Source organism: Pseudomonas sp. P135, assembly GCF_020312125.1.
GTDB classification, from domain to species: Bacteria; Pseudomonadota; Gammaproteobacteria; order Pseudomonadales; family Pseudomonadaceae; genus Aquipseudomonas; species Aquipseudomonas fragariae.
Map to the genome: position 1 here is coordinate 363,645 of NZ_JAGPYR010000001.1, position 24,286 is coordinate 387,930.

Genomic DNA, 24,286 nt, shown 5'->3' on the forward strand with positions numbered 1-24,286 from the left:
CCGTGGTAAGCCAGGTAAAGAGGCGCTTATGATAACGGCTTTTGCCTGACGCGGCTTGCCTCGCTTCAGTATTCGGTTCAGCGTGTACCGATATTTTCCTGATTGATGCCTTAACAGAGAGCCCAGCATGTCCTTCCCGAATGCAACCTCCAGCGCCCCGATCGCTCGCAAGGCCGACGGTCCCGACCCTTATGCCTGGCTGCAGAACCGCGACACCGACGAAGTGCTCGACTACCTCAAAGCCGAAAACGCCTGGCAGGAGCAGCAACTGGCAGAGCAGACCGGGTTGCGCGAAAGCCTGTTCGAAGAAATCAAGGGCCGCATCCTCGAAACCGACCTGTCGCTGCCCTCCCCCTGGGGCCCTTACCTTTATTACACCCGCACCACACAAGGCGATGAATACGCCCGGCACTACCGCTGCCCGCGCCCGGCCGACGACAGCAACACAGTGGACGAAAGCGCTGAGGAATTGTTGCTCGACCCTAACGAGATGGCCGATGGCGGCTTTTTCTCACTGGGTGCGTTCAGCATCAGTCCCGACCACCAGCGCCTGGCCTACAGCCTGGACACCAGTGGCGACGAGGTGTACGCGCTTTACGTCAAGGAGCTGAGCACCGGTCAGATCAGCAGCCTGCCCTTCGAAAACTGCGACGGCAGCATGACTTGGGCCAACGACAGCCAGACCCTGTTTTTCGGCGAGCTGGACGAAACCCATCGCCCGGGCAGGCTGCATCGCCATACCCTGGGCACGGCATCAGCCGAGCTGGTGTTCGACGAGCCGGACGGCCGCTTCTTCCTGCATTGTTTCCGCGGCAGCTCCGAGCGCCAACTGATCATTCTGCTCAACAGCAAAACCACCAGCGAAGCCTGGGTGCTGGACGCCGATCATCCGCAGCAGGCTTTCACCTGCCTCGCGCCGCGCAGCGAAGGCCACGAATACTACCCGGACCACGGGTTGCTCGATGGCGTCTGGACCTGGTTCATCCGCAGCAATCAGAGCGGCATCAACTTCGCGCTGTATCAGGCTGCGCAACAAGACAGTGGCGTACCGGTGCGCGAGGACTGGCAGACGCTGGTCGCGCACGACGACAAGGTCATGCTCGAAGGCGTCAGCCTCAACGCCAAAGGCATCAGCCTGAGCCTGCGCGAGGGCGGCCTGCCGATCATCGAAGTACGTCCGCAAGCGCTGCCGGCCTATCGCGTGCAGCTACCTGACGCCGCCTACAGTCTGTATGTGCAGGACACGCTGGAATTCGACAGCGACAAAATCCGCCTGCGCTACCAGTCGCTGAACCGTCCGGCCCAGGTCCGTCAACTGACCCTGGCCAGCGGCGAACAGGTAGTGCTCAAGGAAACCCCGGTACTGGGCACCTTCGACGCCGATGCCTACGTCAGCCAGCGTTTGTGGGCCACGGCCAGCGATGGCACCCAGGTGCCGATCAGCCTGGTGGTCAAGCGCGAACTGGCCGGACAGGCCACCCCGCTGTACCTGTACGGCTACGGCGCCTATGGCGAGAGCCTCGACCCGTGGTTTTCCCACGCGCGCCTGAGCCTGCTCGACCGTGGCGTGGCGTTCGCCATCGCCCATGTACGCGGCGGCGGCGAGCTGGGCGAGGCCTGGTATCGCAACGGCAAGCAGGAACACAAACAGAACACCTTCGGCGATTTCATTGCCTGCGCCGAACACCTTGTCGCCCAGGGCCTGACCAGCGCCGGACAACTGGTGATCAGCGGTGGCAGCGCCGGTGGTCTGCTGATCGGTGCGGTGCTCAACCAGCGCCCCGAGCTGTTCAAGGCAGCGATTGCCGAAGTGCCGTTCGTCGATGTACTGAACACCATGCTCGACCCGGACCTGCCGCTGACCGTCACCGAATACGACGAATGGGGCAACCCGCAGGAGCCGGAGGTCTACGCGCGCATCAAGGCCTACGCGCCCTACGAAAACGTCACGGCTCAGGCCTATCCGGCCATGCTGGTCATCGCCGGTTACAACGACAGCCGTGTGCAGTATTGGGAAGCCGCCAAATGGGTGGCTAAATTGCGCGCCACCAAGACCGACGATAATCCGTTGCTGCTCAAGACCGAACTGGGCGCCGGGCACGGTGGCATGAGCGGTCGCTATCAGGGCTTGCGTGACGTGGCGCTGGAGTACGCGTTTATCTTCAAGGTATTGCAGATCGCTGAATGAACTTGGTGTGAAACACCTGTCTTACTAGGATCGGGGGCAGCGGAGTTGCCCCTTTGTCAGGATTACAAGACCTAACATGTCAGAACCACTGTCCAACCTGAACAACGCCATACGCGACATGCTGCTCGATTGCGGCCTGTTCGACACCCTGCTGCCGGGCGATTTCTTTACCGTAGCCGGCTATTTCAGCATTACCGATATCGATAAAGGCGAGACCATCTTTGCCGAGGGCGACGCCGGAACCTTCATGTGCATCATCCATCAGGGCACCGTGTCTGTGCAGAAGCTTGCCGCAGACGGTCAACAGGTCGAGATCGCCGTTCTGCGCCACGGCCGCGCCTTCGGAGAAATGGCGGTGCTCGATGGCGAGCGCCGCTCGGCCAGTTGTATCGCAGCCACCAGTTGCCAGCTATTGAACCTGGGCCGTGATTCGCTGGACAAGATGCTCGAGGACGCACCGAAAATCGCCGCCAAGATCATTCGCGCCCTGGCCATCTCGTTGTCCAAGCGCCTGCGCATGGTCGATGGTCAATTACTCTCCCAGCAGGTGTGAGTTTGCCCATCTGGCGCTAAACTTGCCGACATTCCGCTATCAATGCGCACACGCACAGGTGACACCATGAGCACGGCCAATCCTCCTTCCCATACTGCCAAGCTGGACCGCATCCTGGCCGACGCCCAGCGCGATCGCGAGATGGGCTACCGCGACAAGGCGCTGCGCATGTACCCGCATGTTTGCGGCCGCTGCGCGCGCGAGTTCGCAGGCAAACGCCTCAGCGAACTGACCGTACACCACCGCGACCACAACCATGACAACAACCCGCAGGACGGCTCCAACTGGGAGCTGCTGTGCCTGTATTGCCACGACAACGAGCACTCGCGCTACACCGATCAGCAGTACTTCGCCGATGGCTCCCTGGGCAGTCCGAAAACCGCCAAGGCGACCCATAACCCGTTCGCTGCACTGGCCGGGCTGATGAAAAAGGACGAGTAACCTCGGCGCTTTCGACCAGCCACGCTCCCCTGCCCTACCCGCACTTCCCCTGGCCTGCGGCCACCCGACCGACCGGATATCTCGCCATGCCCACCCGAACCTCAAGACGAACCTTTGTGAAAGGGCTGGCCGCCAGTGGCCTGCTCGGCGGCCTCGGGCTATGGCGCAGCCCGGCGTGGGCGGTGGCCAACCCGGGGCAGCCCAACGGGTTGTCCGGCACCGAGTTCGATCTGTATATCGGCGAAACCCAGGTCAACATCACCGGCAACGCCAAGACCGCGCAGACCATCAACGGCGGCATTCCCGGCCCGCTGCTGCGCTGGCGCGAAGGCGACACCGTGACCCTGAGGGTCAAGAACCGGCTCGACGAAGCCACATCCATCCACTGGCACGGCATCATCCTGCCGGCCAACATGGACGGCGTGCCGGGATTGAGCTTTGACGGCATCGCGCCGGACGGCCTGTATGTCTACCGCTTCAAGGTCAGGCAGCACGGCACCTACTGGTATCACAGCCACTCCGGCTTCCAGGAACAGTCGGGGGTCTACGGGCCGCTGGTGATCGACGCGAAAGAGCCGGAGCCGTTCGAATACGACCGCGAACACGTGATCATGCTCAGCGACTGGACCGACGAAGAGCCGGTCCAGCTGATGAAAACCCTCAAGAAACAGTCCGATTACTACAACAATAACCAGCGCACCGTCGGCGACTTCATCAACGAAGTGGGTGAAAAAGGCTGGAGCGAGACCACCCGTGATCGCAGGATGTGGGCGCAGATGAGGATGGACCCGACCGATCTCGCGGATGTCAGCGGCGCAACCTACACCTACCTGATGAACGGTCAGGCGCCGAACATGAACTGGACCGGGCTGTTCAAGCCTGGCGAGCGGATCCGACTGCGGCTGATCAACGGCTCGGCAATGACGTACTTCGACGTGCGTATTCCGGGCCTGAAGATGACCGTGGTGGCCAGCGACGGCCTGCACGTCAAGCCGGTGACCGTCGATGAGTTGCGCATCGCAGTAGCGGAAACCTTCGACGTGATTGTCGAACCGGCGGAAGGTGCCTATACGCTGTTCGCCCAGTCGATGGACCGCACCGGTTATGCCCGTGGCACCCTGGCCAGCAGGCCCGGCCTGCAGGCTGCCGTTCCACCCCTCGATCCACGCCCGCTGTTGAGCATGGATGATATGGGCATGGCGGGCATGGAGCATGGCAGCATGAACCACGCCGCAGCCCCGGCAACGCACGACATGTCAGGCATGGACCACAGCAAGATGGGCCACGACGCGATGCCCGGAATGGACCACGCGCAGACGCCGGCCCAGAAAACGCCGACTCCGCAATCGCACCCCGAGAGCGAAAACAACAACCCGCTGGTCGACATGCAAGCCATGAGCACCTCGCCCAAGCTCGACGATCCGGGCATCGGCCTCAGGGACAATGGCCGCAGAGTCCTGACCTACGCTGACCTGCGCAGCACCTTCGAAGACCCGGACGGCCGTGAGCCCAGTCGCACGATAGAGCTGCACCTGACCGGGCACATGGAAAAATACGCCTGGTCATTCGACGGTGTGAAGTTCTCGGACGCCAAACCGCTGATGCTCAAATACGGTGAGCGGGTGCGTGTCGTGCTGGTCAACGACACGATGATGACCCACCCCATCCATCTGCATGGCATGTGGAGCGACCTCGAAGACGAGAATGGACAGTTCATGGTGCGCAAACACACCATCGACATGCCACCGGGATCACGCCGCAGCTATCGCGTGACCGCCGATGCGCTGGGCCGTTGGGCTTATCACTGTCACATGCTGTACCACATGGAAATGGGCATGTTCCGCGAAGTGCGGGTGGAAGAATGAGGACCTTGATGTTGAGCAGAACGCTGAATTCGCCCCGCCTGCCGATGCTGTTGCTGGCCGCCGGGCTGACCGCCACGCCGTGGGCCTCGACCTTGGCCGCCGGAATGGAGGGCATGGGCCACGACAGCCATGCGATGCATATGGACGCCGGCGACAGCGAGGACACGCCCTCGACACAGGCTGCGCCCAACCAGAGCCGAACCCCGATCCCGCCGATCACTGACGCGGACCGGGCTGCGGTGTACACCAGCCACGCGGGCCATCAGGTCCATGACAGCGCCATCAACAGTTACTTTCTGGCCGACAAGCTGGAATGGCAGGACGCCAACGACGGCAGCGCGCTGGCCTGGGACTTGTCCGGCTGGATTGGCGGTGATATCGACCGCCTGTTGCTGCGCTCCGAAGGTGAGCGAACCAACGGCAAGACCGAAGAAGCGGAAATCCAGGCGTTGTGGGGCCACTCGATCAGCCCTTGGTGGGACGTGGTCGCCGGAGCGCGTCAGGATTTCAAACCGGGCGCGCCGCAAACCTGGGCCGCCTTCGGCCTGCAAGGCCAAGCCATTTCGGACCTGGATATCGAGGCCACCGCGTTCATCGGTGAAGCCGGACAGACCGCCGCTCGCCTGGAGGCCGACTACGACCTCCAACTGACCAACAATCTGGTGCTGCAGCCCACCGCGGAGCTGAACTTCTACGGCAAGAACGACCCGCAACGCGGCAATGGTTCGGGCCTGTCGACCAGCGAGTTCGGCCTCAGACTGCGCTACGAGATCACCCCGCAATTCGCCCCTTATGTCGGGGTGAGCTGGGACCGCTCCTACGGCAAGACGGCCGATTACGCGCGCGAGGACGACGAAGACACCCAGGACGCGCGACTGGTGGTCGGCGTGCGCATGTGGTTCTGAACACAGTCAATGGTATTGCTCCGAGGCTGCCGTATAATCCCCGGTTTTCTTCAGAGCACCCTCCCCGTGGCCAACAAACGGTACGCCTGCATCGGTCTTTACAACCCCAAGTCCCCGGAAAACGTCGGCTCCGTCATGCGTGCGGCCGGCTGTTACGGCGTGGCGTCGGTGTTCTATACCGGTAAACGCTATGAACGCGCGCGGGACTTCATCACCGACACCAAGAAAATCCATCAGGACATCCCGCTGATCGGCATCGAAGACCTCAAAAGCATTCTGCCGCTGGGTTGCATTCCGGTGGCTGTCGAACTGGTCGACGGCGCCCGCGCATTGCCCGAATACACGCACCCTGATCGCGCGCTGTATATCTTCGGCCCGGAAGATGGCTCGCTGGATCAGGAGATTCGCGACTGGTGCGAAGACGTGGTCTATATCCCGACCGAGGGCTGCATGAATCTGGCGGCGACCGTCAACGTTGTTCTCTATGACCGCATGGCCAAAGGTATCAATACCCGTTCGGGTCCGCAGTTCGGTCGCGAGAAAATTGATCCGGCCAGCGACCGCTGACGGAAAAGCATTGAACCTGTGTCGCGCATGGGCAGTCAGTTTCTGTGAATCAAGCAACTGCTTCCAATTTGCCAACTCCGACCTACTACCTCATGGAGAGCCATCATGCGCGACACCCCGATCATCGAACGCATCGACACACCTGAACTGCTTCAACGCAAACCCGAGCAGAATGTCCAGGGCTGGGAGCGTATCGGCTCGCTGGCTGGCGGCGTACTGCTGATGGGTAAAGGCGTCCGTCGTGGCGGCTTTCTGGGCCTGATCCAACTGGCCATCGGCGGCGCGGCGCTGGCACGCGGCATCAGTGGTCACTGCTCGGCCAAGAGCCTGATGGAAAAAGGCCGCAGCGATCTGCAGAGCGCACGCTCGACCATCGAACGTGCCGGTGCGCAACTGAACACCCTCAAGGACGACGCTGAACATGCCGTGAAGACGGCGGCTGCCAAAGGCGTGGAAGCGCTGACCGAGCCAAAACCGGTCATTTAAGCGTTCAACCTGCGCGAAAAATCAGGTAATCCTCCCAGTCGTCTTCGGCCACATTGTTCTCGCTGAGCATGCGACCTGACTGGGAGATACGCTCGTGATGCACGGCCGTGCGATCACCACACACCAGATGGTGCCAGAGCGGCAGATCCTTGCCCTCGCTGACCAGGCGATAGCCACAGGTCGGTGGCAGCCATTTGAACTCATCTGCCTGACCGGGCGTTAACTGAATGCAATCGGGCACCGAGGCACGACGGTTTGCGTAATCGGAACACTGGCAGGTTTTCAGATCCAGCAGCTTGCAGGCAATTCGCGTGTAATAAACCGCGTTGTCTTCCTCATCCTCAAGCTTCTGCAGGCAGCACAGGCCACAGCCATCGCACAAAGACTCCCACTCTTGGGTATCGAGCTGGTCAAGGGTCTTGCGCATCCAGAAGGGTTCAACTTTAGCGGCCATGGTTCGGACAACGGTATCGATAATGAAAAGGCCGCCAGTCTAGAGGTACACGGGGTGCGGGCCAAGCACTTGCGACTGCCGGTAGCCGGGACTTGTCAGCGACAGGGCAAAACAGTAGCGTTAACGGGTTTTCAGTGCGTTCAAGCGATGCCTGCCGACCACGGCCCATCAAGCCACGCTCGTTTTCAACCTTCGCTATCAAGGACTCTCATGAGCACGAACCCTCGCATCGCCGATCACCCGATCGACCCGCAATTCACCGAACGCTGGTCGCCACGTGCCTTCAACGGCCAAAGCATCGACCAGGAAACCTTGCTGAGCTTTTTCGAAGCCGCACGCTGGGCGCCATCGGCGTATAACTCGCAGCCTTGGCGCTTTCTCTATGCACGTCGCGATACGCCGAACTGGGAGCGTTACCTGGGCTTGCTGAACGAGTTCAATCGCAGTTGGGCGCAACACGCAGCGGCCTTGGTGATCGTCATTTCCAAGACCACCTTCGTCGCCCCCGGCGCAAGCGAAGAGAGCCCGGCTCTATGGCACACCTTCGACACGGGTTCGGCATGGGGTTACCTGGCACTGCAGGCCAGCCTGAGCGGCTGGCACACCCACGGCATGGCCGGTTTCGATCAGGATCTGACCCGCAAGGAGTTGAATATTCCCGAGGGCTACGCAGTGCACGCGGCCGTCGCGATTGGCAAGCTGGGTGACAAATCGACCCTGCCGGACTACCTGCAAGGCCGCGAAGTGCCAAGCCCGCGCAAGCCGCTGGCAGAACTGGCCGCCGAAGGTGATTTTTCGCTGTAACCGACTGTTTGCGGTGATCGATACCAGCGAGCCGACGCCTGAAACGTCGGCTCGCTGGCAAGGGCGTCAGTAACCTCGCGAAAAATCGACCTCGCCGCGCAGCGTTTCTCCGGCCTGAAAAGCTCTGAGGTTATGCACGAAAAGCTCGGTCATGGCCACAGGTGAGGTAGGCGCCGAGCTGTGACCGGTCAACAGCAGACCGTAGGCAGTCCAGAACGGATGCCGCTGCGGCAAAGGCTCCTGACGGCAGACGTCAATCACCGCGCCAGCCAGATGCCCTTCCTTCAACGCCTCGACCAGATCTGCGTCGACGACCGCCACCCCGCGTCCGACGTTGATAAACAGCGCCGTGGGCTTGAAGCTGGCGAACAGCTTCGCGTTGTACAGGTCGTGCGTCTCGGGCGTGTTGGGCAGCAGGTTGATGACGTAATCCATCTCGCCGAGCAGACGCGTCATGTCTGACAGCGCCGTCACTTCGATGAACGGCTCCTGAGTGCGCGCACTGGAAGCCACACCGTACACCTGCACGCCGAACGGCAGGAGGAACTCGGCAACGCGCTGACCGATATCACCGGCACCGACGATCAATGCCTTGCGGCCCGACAGGCTCTGCCCGGTGCGGTTGTCCCACTTGCGCTCGACCTGGCTCATCAGGCGCGCCAGCACCTCGCGCTCATGGCCAAGCATGTAGGTCAAAACGAATTCGGCCATGACCTGACCGAAAATCCCGACTGCACGGGTCAGGCGATAGTCGCGCGACAGGCTGTCAGCCAGCAGCGGTGTGATGCCCGCCCAGGTGGATTGCAGCCATTGCGGCGTGTGCCCCTGCCGCAACAGGTTGGCCATCAGGTCCGGCTGCCCCAGCCAGACCGGGCAGTCGCTGGCCATGCGCGACAATTCGGCAGAATCGCCAGTGCTGAAAACTTCCAGATCAGGCGCAGCCTTGCGCAACAATTGGGTGTAAACGTGGTAATCGTGCTCGGCAATCAGAACGCGCATGTTTCAAAAACCTTAAAAACAGGACAGGCAACCCACGTCGATGTGGGCCGCTTTACAACGTGAGCAACGATTACATGGGATCGTTGCGGCGCAGCAGCTCTTCGGGCAGGTGCTCGATGTAATCGTCTTCAGCCGGCGGCATCTGCAAGTGATAGCCCTGGCTGTCGAGGTTCTCCAGCACCACATTGATATCTTCGCGCGACAGCGCCCGCTCGGGGCTCAGCACCAGATCGAACGCATGAACCGGCTTGCCGAAGGCCACCAGCAGCTCTGGCGGCACACGCTTGAGGACGTCGCTTTTCAAAACGTAAAGGTACATCTCGTTTCTTTTCGGGCTGCGATAAATCGAGCAGATGCGCTTCAAGACGGTTCTCCGGGGGTGGCCAGGCTGTCCAGCAGCGCCTGACCCATCAACTCGCGACGCCAGCCACGCAGCGAGTCGGGCAATTGGTAAGGACCGTCGGGGTAGCCGCTCTTGAGCAGGGCTTCGAGGGTCTTCTTGCGCAGCATCAGCTCCGGCGCCATGTCCAGTTGCTCGGCGTATTGCTGGCCGATTGCGCGCAGACGCTTGATCGACCCGGCCGCATCAATGGGCAGTGGCTCGGGCAACGCAGGTGGCCACTCTTCGGGAGGCAACACGCTCGCGGTCTTGATCAGCTCGAGCAGAAACTCGCCGTCATGACGGACCGTACGCGGGTGCATGTCCTCGATCCGCGCTAGCGCGCCGAGGTTGTCCGGCTGGGTCTTGGCCAATGGCCAGAGCGAGTGCTCACGCACGATACGGTTGCGCGGCAGATTACGGGCGCGCGCCTCACGCTCACGCCAGGCACACAACTCGCGCAGCACCGCCAGCTGGGCGCGGGACAGCTTCCAGGCCAGCTTGGCGTCGCGATACACCTCGTACGGGTCCACCTCACGGCGCAGGTTGGCGACCAGTTCGGCACCGTCATCCAGCAGCCAGGCGTATTTGTCGTCGGACAAGCGCGGGCGCAGGATGGTGAATAGCTCGGCCAGGTGCACGGCGTCTTCGGCAGCGTAGCTGATCTGCGTTTCCGACAACGGGCGTTGCAGCCAGTCGGAACGGGTTTCGCCCTTGGGCAGGTCGATGTCGAGGACCTCCTGCACCAGGCGCGAGTAGCCCATGGAAAAACCGAGGTTCAGGTAGGCGGCTGCCAACTGGGTATCGAACAGCGGAACCGGCAGGCTGCCGGTCAGGCGCAGCAACACCTCGAGGTCTTCGCTGCACGCATGCACCACTTTGATGACGTCGGGGTTTTCGAGCAACGCAGACAGCGGCCGCCAGTCGTTGATCAGCAACGGATCAATCAGCCAGGCGCTCTGCCCGTCGCCGATCTGCAGCAGCGCGGCGATCGGATAAAAAGTGTCGACCCGCATGAACTCGGTGTCGAGCGCCACGAAAGGCAGTGACTGCCATTGTGCGCAATGCCGGGCGAGGCTGTCGTCGTCGCGAATCCAGTGAATATCGATGGCCACATGGCTCTCCCTTCAACAATGGCGCGCAGTATATATCGTCATGGGAGATTATCGCGCGTCTGTCGTCCGGGTCTGGCGCATCTTCATGCAAATGACGGACGGGAACAGCGACTGCCGGGCAAACGCGCTGCCGATGATCGTCCCCATAACGTGAGAGGACGATCAATACCCGGAACACCGTGCGCGTCGTTACTTGTCGGTGCCCGCCAACTCGCTGCGGCATCCGGCAAACATATCGAGACTGGGGTCATAGACCTTGGTGTCGACTTTCAGCAGGCCGAGCATGGAATGGAAAAGATTGTCCTGACTCAACGGTGCGTTACGCTGTTTGGCCAGGCACTCCGGCGTGACAGCAAAGGACTTCTGATAGGTATCGGACAACCAGATCATCATCGGCACATGCTTTTGCTGATCAGGCGCCAGCACATAAGGCGTGCCGTGCAGGAACAGGTTGTACTCGCCCAGCGACTCGCCATGGTCCGACAGGTAGACCATGGCGGTATCGAGCTTGTTTTGATTGGCGCGTAGAAGATCAATCAGTGTGGACAGTACATGGTCGGTGTAAAGCAACGTATTGTCGTACGCATTGACGATGCTGTCCCGACTGCAATTGTTCAGCGCATTGCTTTCACACACCGGGGTAAACTTTTCAAACTCTTTTGGGTAACGTTTGTAGTATTCAGGCCCGTGGCTGCCCATCTGGTGCAGAACAAGCACCGTATCCTTGTCGAGGCTGTCGATAAAGGTCTGCAGGTTTTGCAAGAGTATCTCGTCCCGGCATTCATGGTTGTTGCACAACAGCGGGTCCTTGAGATTGCTCACGTCCTGGAAGGTCACTCGATCACAGGTGCCTTTGCAGCCGGCCTGATTGTCACGCCATATCACGTCTATGCCCGCGCGTTTCAGTACATCCAGCAAGCCTTCCTGATTGCGCGCCTGGGTAGCGTTGTAATTCTTGCGCCCCATGTTGGAGAACATGCAGGGCACCGACACGGCGGTTTCGGTGCCGCAGGAATACACATCGGTAAACGCCACCAGCCCGCTTTCCTTGTTCAGGTTGGGTGTGGTGTTGCGGCCGTAACCAAGGATTCCGAAGTTCTCGGCCCGGGCACTTTCGCCGACCACCAGCACGGTCAACGATTTGCGAGCATGCGTGGCCCAATCAGCAGAACGTTTGGCGTCCTCGCCGATCTTGACGAACGGGCGCCTTGCAGAGAGCACCTGCTCACTCAGATAGCCCAGCGACGCACCAATGTAATTGCTTGGCACCACCATCAGGCGCAACTCATGGTGGTTGCGGAACAATGACGACAGCCCTTGGTAATTGGCCAGTGCAACGCCGCCGATTGCCACGCAGCACGCAACCGTCACCAGCAGTTTGCTGAACAGTTCAAGGTGCCAGCGACGGTAGCTGATCGGCAGTTTCCAGAGTATCAGCGAGGGTACTATGCCCAGCAGAAGGATATACAAGGCCAGTTTTAAAGACAGCAGCCCCTGCACTTCCGTAACGTTGGTTTCGGCGAAGTTTCGAAACATGCCGGCGTCGATCATGACCCCGTATTCGGTCATGAAATAAACCACCCCCGCGCTGATCATAAACAGACTGATCAACACCGGTTTAAACACACGACGGAATGCCAACAGCGTCAGCACGATATTGAACACGCAGAAAATCATCAAGCCAAACGCAAAGCGCATGGCCAACCCTTTACTATCGGCGCTGGTAATCGAGAAAAGATGCTGCCAGAGATTGATATTGAAACCCAGTAACAGAAACGCACTGGCAAGTAGGGTTACAACTTCTGGACGAACAGTTCTGGGTGTCGGCATCGTGGTCTGCTTATCGAATGAATATGCATCGGGCATTCAGGAGCCAGTGAACTCCCCGATGGCGCGCACTGTAGGCAGCGCATCATCAATTTTATGTGAAAATGGTGAGAGGATTGGGTTGAATGAAGCTTATTTCACTGTAAAGAAATTCGTTGCAGCATTACCGCATTTGCAGAGCAGCGTGTCTCCGCAAGCAAGCTTGCGGAGACGTCATCCTTTCAAATGCGCCTGATCAGACCGAGCGACGGCGGTAGGCCCGGTAGCCCGGCAACCAGAAATTACGCTCGATGGCCTCAAGCAGTGCCTCTTCGGTAGTTTCCAGCGCCAGCCCTTCGGCTTGCGCTTCCCTGGCCACAGCCAACGCGATCTTGCGGCTGACCTGCTGGATTTCCTTGAGCGGCGGCAACACCGCATCGCCCTTCCCTGTCACCATCGGCGAGCACTCGGCCAGCGCATTGGACGCCGCCATGAGCATCCGGTCAGTGATGCGCGATGCCTTGCAGGCCACCACGCCGAGGCCGATGCCCGGAAAGATGTAGGAGTTGTTGCACTGGGCGATATGCACCGTGCGACCGTTGATTTCCACTGGCGCAAACGGACTGCCGGTGGCCACCAGCGCATTGCCGTCAGTCCAGCGCAGGATTTCTTCCGGAGTGGCTTCCACTTTGGACGTCGGATTGGACAGCGGCATGACCAGGGGTTTGGCACAATGCTTGTGCAGTTCGCGAATCACCTGCTCGGTGAACAGACCGCGCTGCCCGGATACGCCGATCATTACTGTGGCACCGGCGTGGGTGACCACGTCGAGCAACTGCGGAAAGGCTTCCGAGCCGGCAGTCCAGCCAGACACGTCGGCGGTCTTTTGCGCCAGTCGTTTCTGGAAGTCGAGCAGGTTGTCCATGCCTTCGGTCAACAGGCCGAAACGATCAACCATGAAAATACGTTTGCGCGCTTCGCTTTCGCTCAGGCCTTCGATGCGCATCGCTGCGATGATGTGCTCGGCGATCCCGCAGCCTGCCGAACCGGCGCCGACAAACACCACCTTCTGCTGGCCGAGGGTTTCATTCTTGGCCTTGCAGGCCGCCAGCAACGTACCCACGGCAACCGAAGCGGTGCCCTGGATGTCATCGTTGAAGCAGCACAGTTCGTCGCGATACTTTTCGAGCAGCGGCATGGCGTTGGACTGGGCGAAATCTTCGAACTGCAACAGCACGTCCGGCCAGCGACGCTGCACCGCGTCGATGAACAGCGCGATGAAGTCTTCGTATTCCTTGCCCGATACCCGCTCGTGACGCCAGCCCATGTACATCGGGTCGTCCAGCAGCTCACGATTGTTGGTGCCGACATCCAGCACGATCGGCAGCGTGTACGCCGGGCTGATCCCGCCGCAAGCGGTGTACAACGACAGTTTGCCGATCGGAATGCCCATGCCGCCGATGCCCTGATCGCCCAGGCCGAGAATTCGCTCGCTGTCGGTCACGACAATGATCTTGATCCGATCCTTGGTCGCGCTGCGCAAAATGTCATCGATGCGGTCACGCTCGGGGTAGGAAATGAACAGGCCGCGATGCGTGCGGTAGATCTTGGAGAATTCCTGACAGGCCTGCCCCACCGTCGGCGTGTAGATGATCGGCAGCATCTCGTCCAGGTGGGAGTCGAGCAGACGGAAAAACAGGGTTTCGTTGTTGTCCTGGATCGAACGCAGGTAGATATGCTTGTCCAGGTCGCTCGCACACTGTTTGTACTGGCTGTAGACCCGGGTGACTTGCTCTTCGATCGTCTCTACGTTCTGCGGCAGGAGACCAATCAGATTGAATTCGACCCGCTCTTGCGGGGTGAAGGCACTGCCTTTGTTCAGCAGGGGCATTTCCAGCAGTGAGGGTCCTGCATAGGAAATGTACAAAGGTCGCGAAGTTTTGGTCATTTTCTCTAATCGCCTTTTTCGTCTACTCATTAATTCTTTACGTCGACCGGGGCGGGCAGCCTGGCTCAGTTCTTGTTGTTTTTTCTTGTCGCCAGCTCTCTATCAGGCCATGCCGAAAACCATTCGGCAGATAAGGTCAGGGCGAACATATTACTCGCCTGACAGCGGCTTGCGACATTTTGTCGCGCAAAGAGTGGCTAAGTGACGCTATTGCAGGCGCAGCATCCCATGACCAGCCGGTGCAGTCGGCACGCTGGAAGGCATCATGGTCTCGAGTTGAAAAAGCCCCGACGGACGTCGGGGCTTCATGGGATCAGGCTGCGCCAGGCTTTTCAGCGATAAGCCCGATGGTGAACCCATCGACTGCCGAGATCCGGCCCCGCCACAGCACACCGGCATCACAAATCGGGTTGCCGTCAGTGGAATAGGTGCGGCAGTCCTTCAAGTGAATGAAATGGAAGGCCGGGGTGTCTTCAGATGACTCACCGGGCTTGAAGGACAGGATCATCTCTTTCATGGTCGCGTCAGTGCCGTTGGCGAACGAACTGAACGGTGCCGAGATATCGTCGGCCAACTGCTCGAAATACGCATCGTGAGAAATCAGATGCCCGGAAACCAGATTCCCGCCCACCGACAACGTCACGCCCATCTCCACCTTGGTGTTGGCAACAAACTTGACCAGCCATTGCAGCAACCAATCGATCTGCTTGCCCTGCCACTTGAACTGAGCAATCACGTCATCATGGCTCTGGCTGGGAGAAGGTTGCGACTTTTGTACCTGATCTACGTCCGACATCTGATAGCTCCTCGCCTCACAAAACGTTGAACCCAAGGTATAGATCAGAAAGGGCGAAAGCGAAACCGGGAGGCAGGATTAGTTTGCGAATGGCCAAAGGGTAGGTATGAAAACCACGTAATTTCGCAGGAGGACGATGTCAGTGCTTGTAATCTGCATGGGCAGCCAGTCGTTCGCTCAACTATTGCAGACAGCATATTGATGATTTTTTTTCACAATGACTGATCCAAAAGATCAGAGATCCGCCTAAAGGTCATCTATAGAATCGAATGATCGATTTCCGAAACGGAGTAAAACGATGACTCAGAACAATCAATCGCTCAGCCTGGAGAACCATACGGCGTTCAGCGGTACATTCCAGCCTGATCAGTTGACCATCGGATTCATCTCGCCCGCGCGCGGCTATCCTGACGGCCCTTTTCCCAGTCTGGAGGACCAGGCCGAGATCGTGCAGCGCCTCGATCAGAGCGATGCTGCAGCGCTGTGGCTGCGCGATGTGCCGTTTTACGATCCGTCATTTGGCGATACCGGCCAGGTCCTTGATCCGCTGGTATACGCGGGCTGGCTGGCAGCGCTCACTCATAGAATCGCCATCGGCACTGCAGGCATCGTCAGCCCGTTGCGAGAACCGGTTATCACCGCCAAGCAGATCGCTACGGCGGACCAACTCCTGGGAGGCCGCTTTCTCGCTGGCATGGCTTCGGGTGACCGGGCAACAGAGTACCCGGCTTTCGGGGTCGACTTTGCCAGCCGAGCGGAACGCTATCAGGAAGCGCTAACGCTGATCAAAACGCTGATTTCAGAGTCATTTCCGCGCCTGAAGACACAGCATTTCGGCCAGTTGCGGGGCGATATCGATCTGGTCCCCAAACCCGCAGCCCAACGCGTCCCTATCATTGCCATCGGTCGTGCTGGACAGAGCCTGGAGTGGCTTGCAGCCAATGTAGATGCCTGGATCTGGCATGGCGACGCGCTGCGCATGCCGGAGGCTGTGCCGCATTGGCGTGAGGCAACCGCTTCCAGAGGATTCGTCCCTTTCGGCTATGGCGCGATGTTCGATCTCGACACCAATCCTGACGCGCCGCTACAAACGGGGCGGATGCTGCGGGGCGGTCGAAAGGCGCTGAAAGACTTCTTCTCGCGGCAACGCGAAGCCGGGATCAATCATGTTGCATTGAACCTCAAGCCCACGCGGCGCCCCTCTCTGGAGCTGATCGATGAACTTCAGGAGCACATCCTCCCCGAATTCTCGATCACGTCAGGCTGAGCAAACAGGGACAGCTTCGCGCTTCTGGGCACTTGGCGACGCCGCGGCGTTGCGCGATCTGTTGTCAGCGGGTTTGCGATCATCCCGGATTCAATGATTATTCAAGCCCGCTCAACTCGCCCGGCAGGCGTGAGATTGGCTCCCAAGTAGGCGACCAAAGCGCTGACTTTTGGCAGCGCCTCGCGACTCCGAAGCCAGACAAGATTCATCGGAAGGCCTTCGGTAGCAAGATCCGGCAGCACCTCCACCAGCCTGCCGCTGTTCAGATGCACCTGGACCAGCCAGGTCGGTAGCTGAGCGATGCCAAGCCCCGCCAATACCGCCATCACCTCACCCTCTCCGTCTCCCACGGCAATGTGCGGATGCATGATCCTGCGCTCCATATCCCCTGGTTGGCGACCCTTGAAATACCAGGGGATCGCCATACCGTCATTTTGCCCATAGCCGATGCACTGGTGAGCATCGAGGTCTGACACCGTTTTGGGCTCGCCATGTTGGTTCACATACTCGGGCGACGCGCAAAAAATCAGCTTCTGCGTTCCAAAAAACTGGTGAGCGATGGCGGCTGGCCAGGCATCTGAACCACCGATCCTGACGACGATATCGATGCCCTCGTGCACCGGGTCGACGTAGCGATCGGAAAAAGACACATGGGGCTGCAGCCTGGGGTGCTGCTTCATGAAATCAAGAATCAACGGCAAGACATGTAAACGCCCGTACGAAGCTGGCAAATCAATACGCACCTTGCCCTGTGGCTCGGTCTGGGTCGAAGTCAGCGCAATCTCGACTTCCTCCAGATCCGAAAGGACCGTTGTGCAGGTACGGTAGAAGGTTTCCCCTGCCTCGGTGAGCGACAGCCGACGCGTAGTGCGCTGGAACAACCGGGTGCGCAGACGCCCTTCCAATCGCGCAATGCTCTTGCTGATCGCCGAGTTGGTCAGGTTCAACCGTTCAGCTGCGGCCGTGAAGCTGCCCATGTCGGCGACGATGACGAACACATCGATACCCTTGAGGCGCTCAGACGAAAACATAGACACTCCGATTATTGAATTCCATTCCACTCACTTGATAGAAACCAGCAAAAATAAAACGCTGTTTCTCCAATAGACTATGTCAAAACCTGTTCGGCGTTAACCCTCACGCAGCGCTGAACTGGCCCCGGACTACACCTCACGCTCGGACTATCAGTTCTGATGATGACGGTCGCAACATCCCTGCCTGGCAAGTTGGCGAGTGGCTAATGGGCTTCGGAGTGATCGTTGCGCTACCGCTGACACGTCGCCAGTAATCCCCTGACAGCCGCCCTCCAAGGCTGCTGCCGTCATTGTCCTTTTGATTCCCCCTCCACAGGAGAGACTGCCTTGACTCTGTTCAATGAATTCAAACTCGGCAACACGACCCTCAACAACCGCGTCGTCATGGCGCCAATGACCCGCTCGCGTGCCCCCGAGGACATCGCCACCGAACAGATCGCGCTGCACTACACCCAGCGCGGCACCGCCGGCCTGATCGTGTCGGAAGGCACGCCGATCTCCCGTGAAGGCCAGGGCTACCTGTTCAATCCAGGCATCTATACACCGGAGCAGATCCAGGGTTGGAAGCTGGTGACGGACTCGGTCCACAGCGTCGGTGGTCACATGTTCGCGCAGCTCTGGCATGTTGGCCGCGTGTCCCATACCTCGATCCAGATCGACGGCCAAGCACCGGTCAGCGCCACCACCAGACAAGCACAGGGTGCAGTTGCGTTCGGTTATGGCGAAGACGGCGAACCCGGCTTCGTGCCCACCTCCGTGCCGCGCCCGCTCACCACCGAAGAAGTGGCGCGAGTCGTCGAGGATTTCGCCCAGGCCGCGCAGAATGCGATTGACGCCGGTTTTGACGGCGTGGAAATTCACGGCGCCAATGGTTACCTGCTGGAGCAATTCCTCAACCCGCTGGTCAACGACCGCAGCGATCAGTACGGCGCGAGCAACCTGCAAGATCGCCTGCGCTTCGTCTTCGAAGTGGTCGATGCTGCCTGCGCCAGAATCGGTGCTGACCGCGTCGGTATTCGCATCTCGCCCTATGGCCAGTTGTTCGATATGCCGCTCTACCCGGAGATCGACGAAACCTACTCGGCGCTGTGTGCAGGCATGCGCGAACGCGGCATCGCCTATGTACACGTCATGGACCAGACGCACTTCTTCATGGCCGGCGAAAGCTCCGCCGCGCAGGAGCAGGCATTACGCAAACTGCTCAAGCACTGCAAGGCCGAACTGGGCAACACCGCGCTGATCCTCGCCGGCGACATGACCCGTGAACGCGCTGATGCGCTGCTGGAAGAAAACCTGATCGACCTTGCTGCGTTTGGCCAGCCTTTCATCGGCAACCCCGACCTGGTCGCCCGCCTGAAAAACGGCTGGCCCCTGACGACCCCGGACCGTGACAGCTACTACGGTGGTGATGCGCACGGCTACATCGACTATGCGCCTTACCGCGCTTGATCTAGTGGCCGGGGCGCCGCGTTCGAGCGGTGTCTCGGTTGGTCTCGCGGTGAAAGCTGCCTTTCAGGATAGGAGTGAGGGGCTGGCTGAGGATCATCAAATCCCGGAAACCAAAAAGCCCCGCATTGCGGGGCTTTGAGGATAAATAATGGCGGAGAGATAGGGATTCGAACCCTAGGTACCGGTGAAGGTACAACGGATTTCGAATCCGTCCCATTCGGCCACTCTGGCATCTCTCCAACGGCGCGCATCATAACAGCATCAACGCAGAAGGCGAAGCCCTTCTGCTGTTTTTTTTCGTGCTATCAAGCGCTTGCGTGTTTTTTTCCGCTTACAGCGGCACGCCCAGACGGTTTGCGACTTCTTCGTAGGCTTCGATGACGTCGCCCAGACCCTGGCGGAAGCGGTCCTTGTCCATTTTCTTGCGGGTGTCCTTGTCCCAGAGGCGGCAGCCGTCCGGGCTGAATTCGTCGCCGAGGACGATTTCACCGTGGAATACGCCGAATTCGAGTTTGAAGTCGACCAGCAGCAGGCCGGCGTCGTCGAACAGCTTGGTCAGCACGTCATTGACCTTGATCGACAGCTCTTTCATGCGAGCCAGTTGCTCGGCGGTGCCCCAGCCGAACGCCACAACGTGGGATTCGTTGATGAACGGGTCGCCCTTGGCGTCGTCCTTGAGGAACAGTTCGAAGGTGTAAGGGTTGAGCCTGGTGCCCTCTTCGATGCCCAGACGCTTGACCAGGCTGCCAGCCGCGTAGTTACGCACAACGCATTCGACCGGGATCATGTCGAGCTTCTTGACCAGGCACTCGTTGTCGCCCAGCAGCTTGTCGAACTGGGTCGGAATACCCGCTTCTTCGAGCTTTTGCATGATGAAGGCGTTGAACTTGTTGTTCACCATGCCTTTACGGTCGAGCTGTTCGATGCGCTTGCCGTCGAACGCCGAGGTGTCGTTGCGGAACAGCAGGATCAAGCGGTCAGCGTCGTCGGTCTTGTAAACCGATTTGGCTTTGCCGCGGTAGAGTTCTTCACGTTTTTCCATGATGGGCTCCGCTTGCTAAGTAGTTGGGCTAGGCGATATGTCGCCAGTCGAGCCCTGAATCTTGATCGGCCAGTTGCAGCCAGTCCGGGTCGCACCCGAGGGTGTCGACGAAACATTGCCGGGCCAGATGCGGCAGGTTGTTCTTGCTGCTGAGATGCGCCAGCACCAAGTGCTGAAGGTCCTGCCATCCCAGTTCGCTCACCAGGCTGGCGGCCTGATGGTTGTTCAAATGACCGGTTTCACAGCCAACGCGCTGCTTGAGAAAGACCGGATACTGGCCTCGGGCAAGCATGTCGCGACAGTGATTGGCCTCGATCATCAAGGCATCCAGGCCTTGATAACGCTGTAATACGTTGGAGCAGTAAGAGCCAAGGTCGGTCAGCAGGCCGAAGCGGCGCTTGCCGTCACTGAAGACGAACTGCGTCGGTTCAAGCGCATCGTGAGCGACCGACACCACGTCGATGTCCAGTGCGCCGATCTGCAGACTCTCCCCGCCTGCCAGCAGGCCGGCAATTTCCACCGGCTTGCGCATTCCGCGCAACGTCCCGCTGCTGAGGTAGACCGGCACATTGTAGCGCCGCGACAGCAAACCCACGCCATGCACATGATCGGCATGTTCGTGGGTCACCAGTATGGCGCTCAGCTGGCTTGCCGAGACGCCCAGACGAGCCAGGCGCCGCTCGGTTTCCCGCAGGGAGAAACCGCAATCGACCAGTACGTACGTATCGTTGCTTGCGACCAGCGTGCCGTTGCCACGACTGCCGCTGCCGAGAACCGCGAAACGCACTTAACCCAGGTTGTCTTGAATAACGCTCAACACCCGACGTGCGATATCCGCAGGTGCAACGGTGTTGATGTTCTTCTCGACGGTCACTTGAACGTTGTCACCGACCTTGCTCAGGCGGACCTGATAGCGCTCGGCACGGGCATCGATCTCTTCCTTGGTCGACTTGCTGCCAAACATGCGGCCGAAGAAACCAGGCTCGTTTTCAGGCGTCTTGGCCTTTTCAGCCAGGTTGATGTAGTACAGACCCAGGCTGCGGTTGATGTCCTCGACACGCCAGTCGCCCTGATCCAGCGCACGGCCAACGCTCGACCATGCGCGGTCCAGATCGGCACCGAGGTTCAAGACCGGGTTGCCGCTGCCGTCTTCGCTCAAGGCAACACGGCTCGGGGTGTCGTAGTCACGTGCCGCCAGCAGGGAAATAGAACCGCCCTTCTCGGCGTTGCGGCCCATGCTGGCCAGCAGATCGTCGGTCAGTGCTGCATCAAGGCCCAGGTTGGTGGTACGCGTCGGGAAGGCCACGTCGGCAGTGCTGCCGGCAGGACGCTCGACGCTGACCACGTAGACTTCACTGGTATTGCGCTGCACGCCCGGCTCGATGCGAACCCGTACACGGGTTTCCGAGTCGGCCGAGACACCAGCAGCGCTCAGGCGCTTGGCCACCGAAGCGGACAGCTCATCGAGGCGCTGCCACGAGGAGCTGAATTCGCCGGTCTGCGGACGCTCTTCAGCGATACGGAAACCGTTGTCTTCGAAATACTGATGAGCCACCGGCCAGACTTCGGCGGGCTGACGCTGCGCCAGGATCCAGTGCGCATCACCACTCTTCTGCAGGCTGAAGTCGCTCGACTCGGAAGTCGTGCCCAGCGGCTGAGGACGGGGCACGATGTACTCGCCGTCTTTCTGGGTGCTGTCAGCCACGTTACGCGGGATCGGCAGCAAAGGATCCAGACGCTTGACGCCGCTGACATCGGCGGGCAACTGCATGGGTGGGGTCTGGGTCGCCTGGAGGTAATCGCTGCCGCGATCACGGAAGTAACCATCTTCGCCCCAGAGCCAACCGCAACCGCTGGTGCTGGAGATAATAAGAGCAAGTGCGGAAAGTCCGGCCAATCGCTTCATTGCGTGATACTTCCTCAATTAAACCAGGACGCCGGACTGGCGCATGGCCTGACGCAGCGGTTCATGACAGGCTTCGCTGAGCCAGGTAAGCGGCAGACGGATACCGTCTGGCATCAGACCCATTTCATGCAAGGCCCACTTCACGGGGATAGGGTTGGATTCGATGAACAGGGTGTTGTTGAGCGGCATGAGCTTTTCGTGAATCGCCCGGGCCGTTTGCGCATCGCCACGCATGGCCGCTGCGCACAGATCGCTCATGGCGCGCGGTGCAACGTTGGCGGTGACGGAAATATTGCCCTTGCCGCCCAGCAGCATCAATTCGACTGCTGTAGCGTCGTCGCCGGAGTACACCAGAAAATCGCTGCTGACGCTGGCCAGGATGTCCTTGGCGCGTTGCAGGTTGCCGGTGGCTTCCTTGATACCAACGATGTTTTTTACCGTCGACAGACGCGCAACGGTCTCTGGCAGCATGTCGCAGGCCGTACGGCCCGGCACGTTGTAGAGGATCTGCGGGATGTCGACGGCATTGGCGATGTGGCTGAAATGCTGGAACAGGCCTTCCTGAGTCGGCTTGTTGTAGTAAGGCGTCACCAGCAGGCACGCGTCGGCACCCGCATTTTTGGCGTTGGTGGTCAGTTCGACCGCTTCACGCGTCGAATTGGCGCCTGTACCGGCGATGACCGGAATGCGACCTGCAACCTGAGTGACCACCCGGCGGATGACTTCGATGTGTTCGTTCACATCCAGCGTCGCCGATTCACCGGTGGTGCCTACGGCAACAATGGCGTGGGTGCCCTCTTGCAAGTGGAAGTCAACCAGTTTGCTCAGGCTGTCCCAGTCCAGACGACCTTGTGCATCCATTGGTGTGACCAGTGCCACCATACTGCCCGCAATCATGCAACCGCTCCTGCCGGAAAAAGAGAGCCGTAATGGTACTGGCGCTATCAGCCTTGTACAAGCGAAGTACCGCGCTCTGAGCATTCCCCTGAGCGATGGTTTTCGCTACCCTTCGTCCTTTGATCGGTACTGGTCACCTGCGCACCTCGCTCAATCGGTCGAATTTGTCGCCAGAAGCCCCGCCCCAGCGCACTCCAGCCCAGTCATGGTATATCCATGCGAGCCAGGCGCCGAGGGACCCGGCAAGTAATCTTGCGCCATCGATTGTCGAAACAGCCCCGCAAGTCCGAAAAAGTACCGACCGCTCATCGTCTAGGAATGCTGCATGTCGTCCACCCCCACAGTTCGCGAACAATTCCTTGTCATCAGTGCCCTTGGCGCAAACCCCATGGAGCTGACCAACGTCCTGTGCCGCGCCAGCCATGAAAACCGCTGCTCGGTCGTCACCTCGCGCCTCACCCGCCACGGCGAGTGCAGTGCGCTGATTCTTCAGGTGTCGGGCAGCTGGGACGCTCTGGCGCGCCTTGAAACCGGCCTGGCGAGTCTCTCCAAGAAGCATGCGTTCACGACCAGCGTCGTGCGCAGCGCCACTCTTGAGAACCGTCCTGAGGCCCTGCCCTACGTGGCCTACGTCAGCTCGGCGTACCGCCCGGACATCATCAATGAGCTGTGCCAGTTCTTCATCGACCACAACGTCGAGCTGGAGAACCTGATCTGCGACACCTATCAGGCTCCGCAGACCGGCGGCACCATGCTCAACGCCACGTTCACGGTGACACTGCCTGCCGGGACGCAGATCAGCTGGCTGCGCGATCAATTCCTCGATTTCGCCGACGCGTTGAATCTGGACGCACTGATCGAACCCTGGCGCCCACAAGCCCCCATGTAAGGAGTCCTCATGACTGTCACAGTAGATCATCCGGTTCCCGATTTTCAGGCACCCGCTACCAGCGGACAGACTGTCGAGCTGTCTGCGCTCAAGGGTCAGCAGGTGGTGATTTATTTTTACCCGAAAGACAACACGCCCGGCTGCACCACGCAGGGCCAGGACTTTCGTGACCATATCGCGCAGTTTCAGGCAGCCAACACGGTTGTGCTCGGTGTTTCCCGCGACAGCCTGAAGACCCATGAAAACTTCAAGGCCAAGCAGTCTTTCCCGTTCGAGCTGATTTCGGACAAGGACGAAGCCGTCTGCCAGCTGTTCGACGTCATCAAGCTCAAGAAGCTCTATGGCAAGGAATACCTGGGCGTCGACCGCAGCACCTTCCTGATCGACAAGGAAGGCGTACTGCGTCAGGAATGGCGCGGCGTGAAAGTGCCGGGCCATGTGGCTGAAGTATTGGCGCAGGCCGAAGCCCTGAACAAAGGCTGATCCGCGTGCCCCG

At 59.8% G+C, this 24,286-nt stretch carries 24 protein-coding genes and 1 tRNA gene; 12 read left to right on the forward strand and 13 right to left on the reverse strand.

Going from position 1 to position 24,286, the window contains the following annotated elements:
• The first annotated feature begins 127 nt into the window (after nt 1-127).
• From KBY08_RS01535 to KBY08_RS01565, 7 genes are all read left to right on the forward strand, one after another.
• Nucleotides 128-2,188, forward strand: a complete 2,061-nt coding sequence (locus KBY08_RS01535; RefSeq protein WP_024659523.1) for a S9 family peptidase — start codon at nt 128-130, stop codon at nt 2,186-2,188.
• A 76-nt stretch (nt 2,189-2,264) separates the two neighbouring features.
• Nucleotides 2,265-2,741: a cyclic nucleotide-binding domain-containing protein gene (locus KBY08_RS01540; RefSeq protein ID WP_003407239.1), complete on the forward strand. Its 477-nt coding sequence runs from the start codon at nt 2,265-2,267 to the stop codon at nt 2,739-2,741.
• 66 nt (nt 2,742-2,807) lie between these two features.
• Nucleotides 2,808-3,182, forward strand: a complete 375-nt coding sequence (locus tag KBY08_RS01545) for a YajD family HNH nuclease (RefSeq protein ID WP_003317410.1) — start codon at nt 2,808-2,810, stop codon at nt 3,180-3,182.
• An 86-nt stretch (nt 3,183-3,268) separates the two neighbouring features.
• On the forward strand, nt 3,269-5,047 hold the full coding sequence (locus KBY08_RS01550) for a copper resistance system multicopper oxidase (RefSeq protein WP_032624625.1): 1,779 nt from the start codon (nt 3,269-3,271) through the stop codon (nt 5,045-5,047).
• Nucleotides 5,048-5,055: 8 nt separating this feature from the next.
• Nucleotides 5,056-5,952, forward strand: coding sequence for a copper resistance protein B (locus tag KBY08_RS01555; protein WP_177410913.1), 897 nt, complete (start codon nt 5,056-5,058; stop codon nt 5,950-5,952).
• Nucleotides 5,953-6,018: 66 nt separating this feature from the next.
• Nucleotides 6,019-6,519, forward strand: a complete 501-nt coding sequence (locus KBY08_RS01560; RefSeq protein WP_003317406.1) for an RNA methyltransferase — start codon at nt 6,019-6,021, stop codon at nt 6,517-6,519.
• A 105-nt stretch (nt 6,520-6,624) separates the two neighbouring features.
• Nucleotides 6,625-7,005, forward strand: coding sequence for a DUF2892 domain-containing protein (locus KBY08_RS01565; RefSeq protein WP_032656448.1), 381 nt, complete (start codon nt 6,625-6,627; stop codon nt 7,003-7,005).
• A 4-nt stretch (nt 7,006-7,009) separates the two neighbouring features.
• On the opposite strand, the gene KBY08_RS01570 is transcribed toward KBY08_RS01565, so the two are convergent.
• Nucleotides 7,010-7,459, reverse strand: coding sequence for a YcgN family cysteine cluster protein (locus KBY08_RS01570; protein ID WP_003407229.1), 450 nt, complete (start codon nt 7,457-7,459; stop codon nt 7,010-7,012).
• Nucleotides 7,460-7,669: 210 nt separating this feature from the next.
• On the opposite strand from KBY08_RS01570, the gene KBY08_RS01575 reads away from it, so the two are divergent.
• A complete protein-coding gene (locus KBY08_RS01575) occupies nt 7,670-8,263 on the forward strand; it encodes a nitroreductase family protein (protein WP_011267101.1) in 594 nt (197 codons plus the stop codon).
• A gap of 66 nt (nt 8,264-8,329) precedes the next feature.
• On the opposite strand, the gene KBY08_RS01580 is transcribed toward KBY08_RS01575, so the two are convergent.
• The 6 genes from KBY08_RS01580 to gvpU all read right to left on the reverse strand — a co-directional run bounded on the left by KBY08_RS01580 (nt 8,330) and on the right by gvpU (nt 15,306).
• The gene (locus KBY08_RS01580; RefSeq protein ID WP_024659519.1) at nt 8,330-9,262 is read right to left on the reverse strand and encodes a D-2-hydroxyacid dehydrogenase; all 933 of its coding nucleotides are present in this window, start codon (nt 9,260-9,262) and stop codon (nt 8,330-8,332) included.
• A gap of 70 nt (nt 9,263-9,332) precedes the next feature.
• Entirely contained in the window at nt 9,333-9,626 is a 294-nt protein-coding gene (locus tag KBY08_RS01585; RefSeq protein WP_003407219.1) for a YcgL domain-containing protein, read from the reverse strand.
• Nucleotides 9,623-10,756, reverse strand: a complete 1,134-nt coding sequence (rnd, locus tag KBY08_RS01590) for a ribonuclease D (protein ID WP_010432132.1) — start codon at nt 10,754-10,756, stop codon at nt 9,623-9,625. The genes KBY08_RS01585 and rnd overlap by 4 nt, the downstream gene beginning before the upstream one ends.
• Before the next feature lie 189 nt (nt 10,757-10,945).
• Entirely contained in the window at nt 10,946-12,586 is a 1,641-nt protein-coding gene (locus KBY08_RS01595; RefSeq protein WP_024659518.1) for a phosphoethanolamine transferase, read from the reverse strand.
• Between the two features lie 232 nt (nt 12,587-12,818).
• Complete coding sequence (locus tag KBY08_RS01600; protein ID WP_003409449.1) at nt 12,819-14,510, reverse strand: NAD-dependent malic enzyme; 1,692 nt, start codon at nt 14,508-14,510, stop codon at nt 12,819-12,821.
• Between the two features lie 313 nt (nt 14,511-14,823).
• Entirely contained in the window at nt 14,824-15,306 is a 483-nt protein-coding gene (gene gvpU, locus KBY08_RS01605) for a gas vesicle accessory protein GvpU (RefSeq protein WP_010432140.1), read from the reverse strand.
• Between the two features lie 298 nt (nt 15,307-15,604).
• Between gvpU and KBY08_RS01610 the strand changes: the two genes are divergently transcribed.
• On the forward strand, nt 15,605-16,573 hold the full coding sequence (locus KBY08_RS01610; RefSeq protein WP_011267096.1) for an LLM class oxidoreductase: 969 nt from the start codon (nt 15,605-15,607) through the stop codon (nt 16,571-16,573).
• 101 nt (nt 16,574-16,674) lie between these two features.
• Here KBY08_RS01610 and KBY08_RS01615 read toward each other — a convergent pair whose 3' ends face one another.
• On the reverse strand, nt 16,675-17,604 hold the full coding sequence (locus KBY08_RS01615; RefSeq protein ID WP_024659517.1) for a LysR substrate-binding domain-containing protein: 930 nt from the start codon (nt 17,602-17,604) through the stop codon (nt 16,675-16,677).
• Nucleotides 17,605-17,934: 330 nt separating this feature from the next.
• Between KBY08_RS01615 and KBY08_RS01620 the strand changes: the two genes are divergently transcribed.
• Complete coding sequence (locus KBY08_RS01620) at nt 17,935-19,056, forward strand: alkene reductase (RefSeq protein ID WP_024659516.1); 1,122 nt, start codon at nt 17,935-17,937, stop codon at nt 19,054-19,056.
• A gap of 149 nt (nt 19,057-19,205) precedes the next feature.
• Here KBY08_RS01620 and KBY08_RS01625 read toward each other — a convergent pair.
• The 5 genes from KBY08_RS01625 to dapA form a co-directional block, all read right to left on the reverse strand.
• Nucleotides 19,206-19,295: transfer RNA gene (locus KBY08_RS01625), tRNA-Ser, on the reverse strand.
• A gap of 92 nt (nt 19,296-19,387) precedes the next feature.
• Nucleotides 19,388-20,098 carry a phosphoribosylaminoimidazolesuccinocarboxamide synthase gene (gene purC, locus KBY08_RS01630; RefSeq protein ID WP_011267089.1) on the reverse strand — a complete coding sequence of 237 codons (711 nt, stop codon included), beginning with the start codon at nt 20,096-20,098 and terminating at the stop codon, nt 19,388-19,390.
• Between the two features lie 28 nt (nt 20,099-20,126).
• The gene (locus KBY08_RS01635; RefSeq protein WP_011267088.1) at nt 20,127-20,885 is read right to left on the reverse strand and encodes an MBL fold metallo-hydrolase; all 759 of its coding nucleotides are present in this window, start codon (nt 20,883-20,885) and stop codon (nt 20,127-20,129) included.
• Complete coding sequence (gene bamC / locus KBY08_RS01640) at nt 20,886-22,004, reverse strand: outer membrane protein assembly factor BamC (protein ID WP_003415598.1); 1,119 nt, start codon at nt 22,002-22,004, stop codon at nt 20,886-20,888.
• Nucleotides 22,005-22,022: 18 nt separating this feature from the next.
• Complete coding sequence (dapA, locus tag KBY08_RS01645) at nt 22,023-22,901, reverse strand: 4-hydroxy-tetrahydrodipicolinate synthase (protein ID WP_003317384.1); 879 nt, start codon at nt 22,899-22,901, stop codon at nt 22,023-22,025.
• A gap of 325 nt (nt 22,902-23,226) precedes the next feature.
• On the opposite strand from dapA, the gene KBY08_RS01650 reads away from it, so the two are divergent.
• Both KBY08_RS01650 and KBY08_RS01655 read left to right on the forward strand, forming a co-directional pair.
• On the forward strand, nt 23,227-23,790 hold the full coding sequence (locus KBY08_RS01650; RefSeq protein WP_003368263.1) for a glycine cleavage system protein R: 564 nt from the start codon (nt 23,227-23,229) through the stop codon (nt 23,788-23,790).
• A gap of 9 nt (nt 23,791-23,799) precedes the next feature.
• On the forward strand, nt 23,800-24,273 hold the full coding sequence (locus tag KBY08_RS01655) for a peroxiredoxin (RefSeq protein ID WP_003317382.1): 474 nt from the start codon (nt 23,800-23,802) through the stop codon (nt 24,271-24,273).
• The last annotated feature ends 13 nt before the right edge of the window (nt 24,274-24,286 follow it).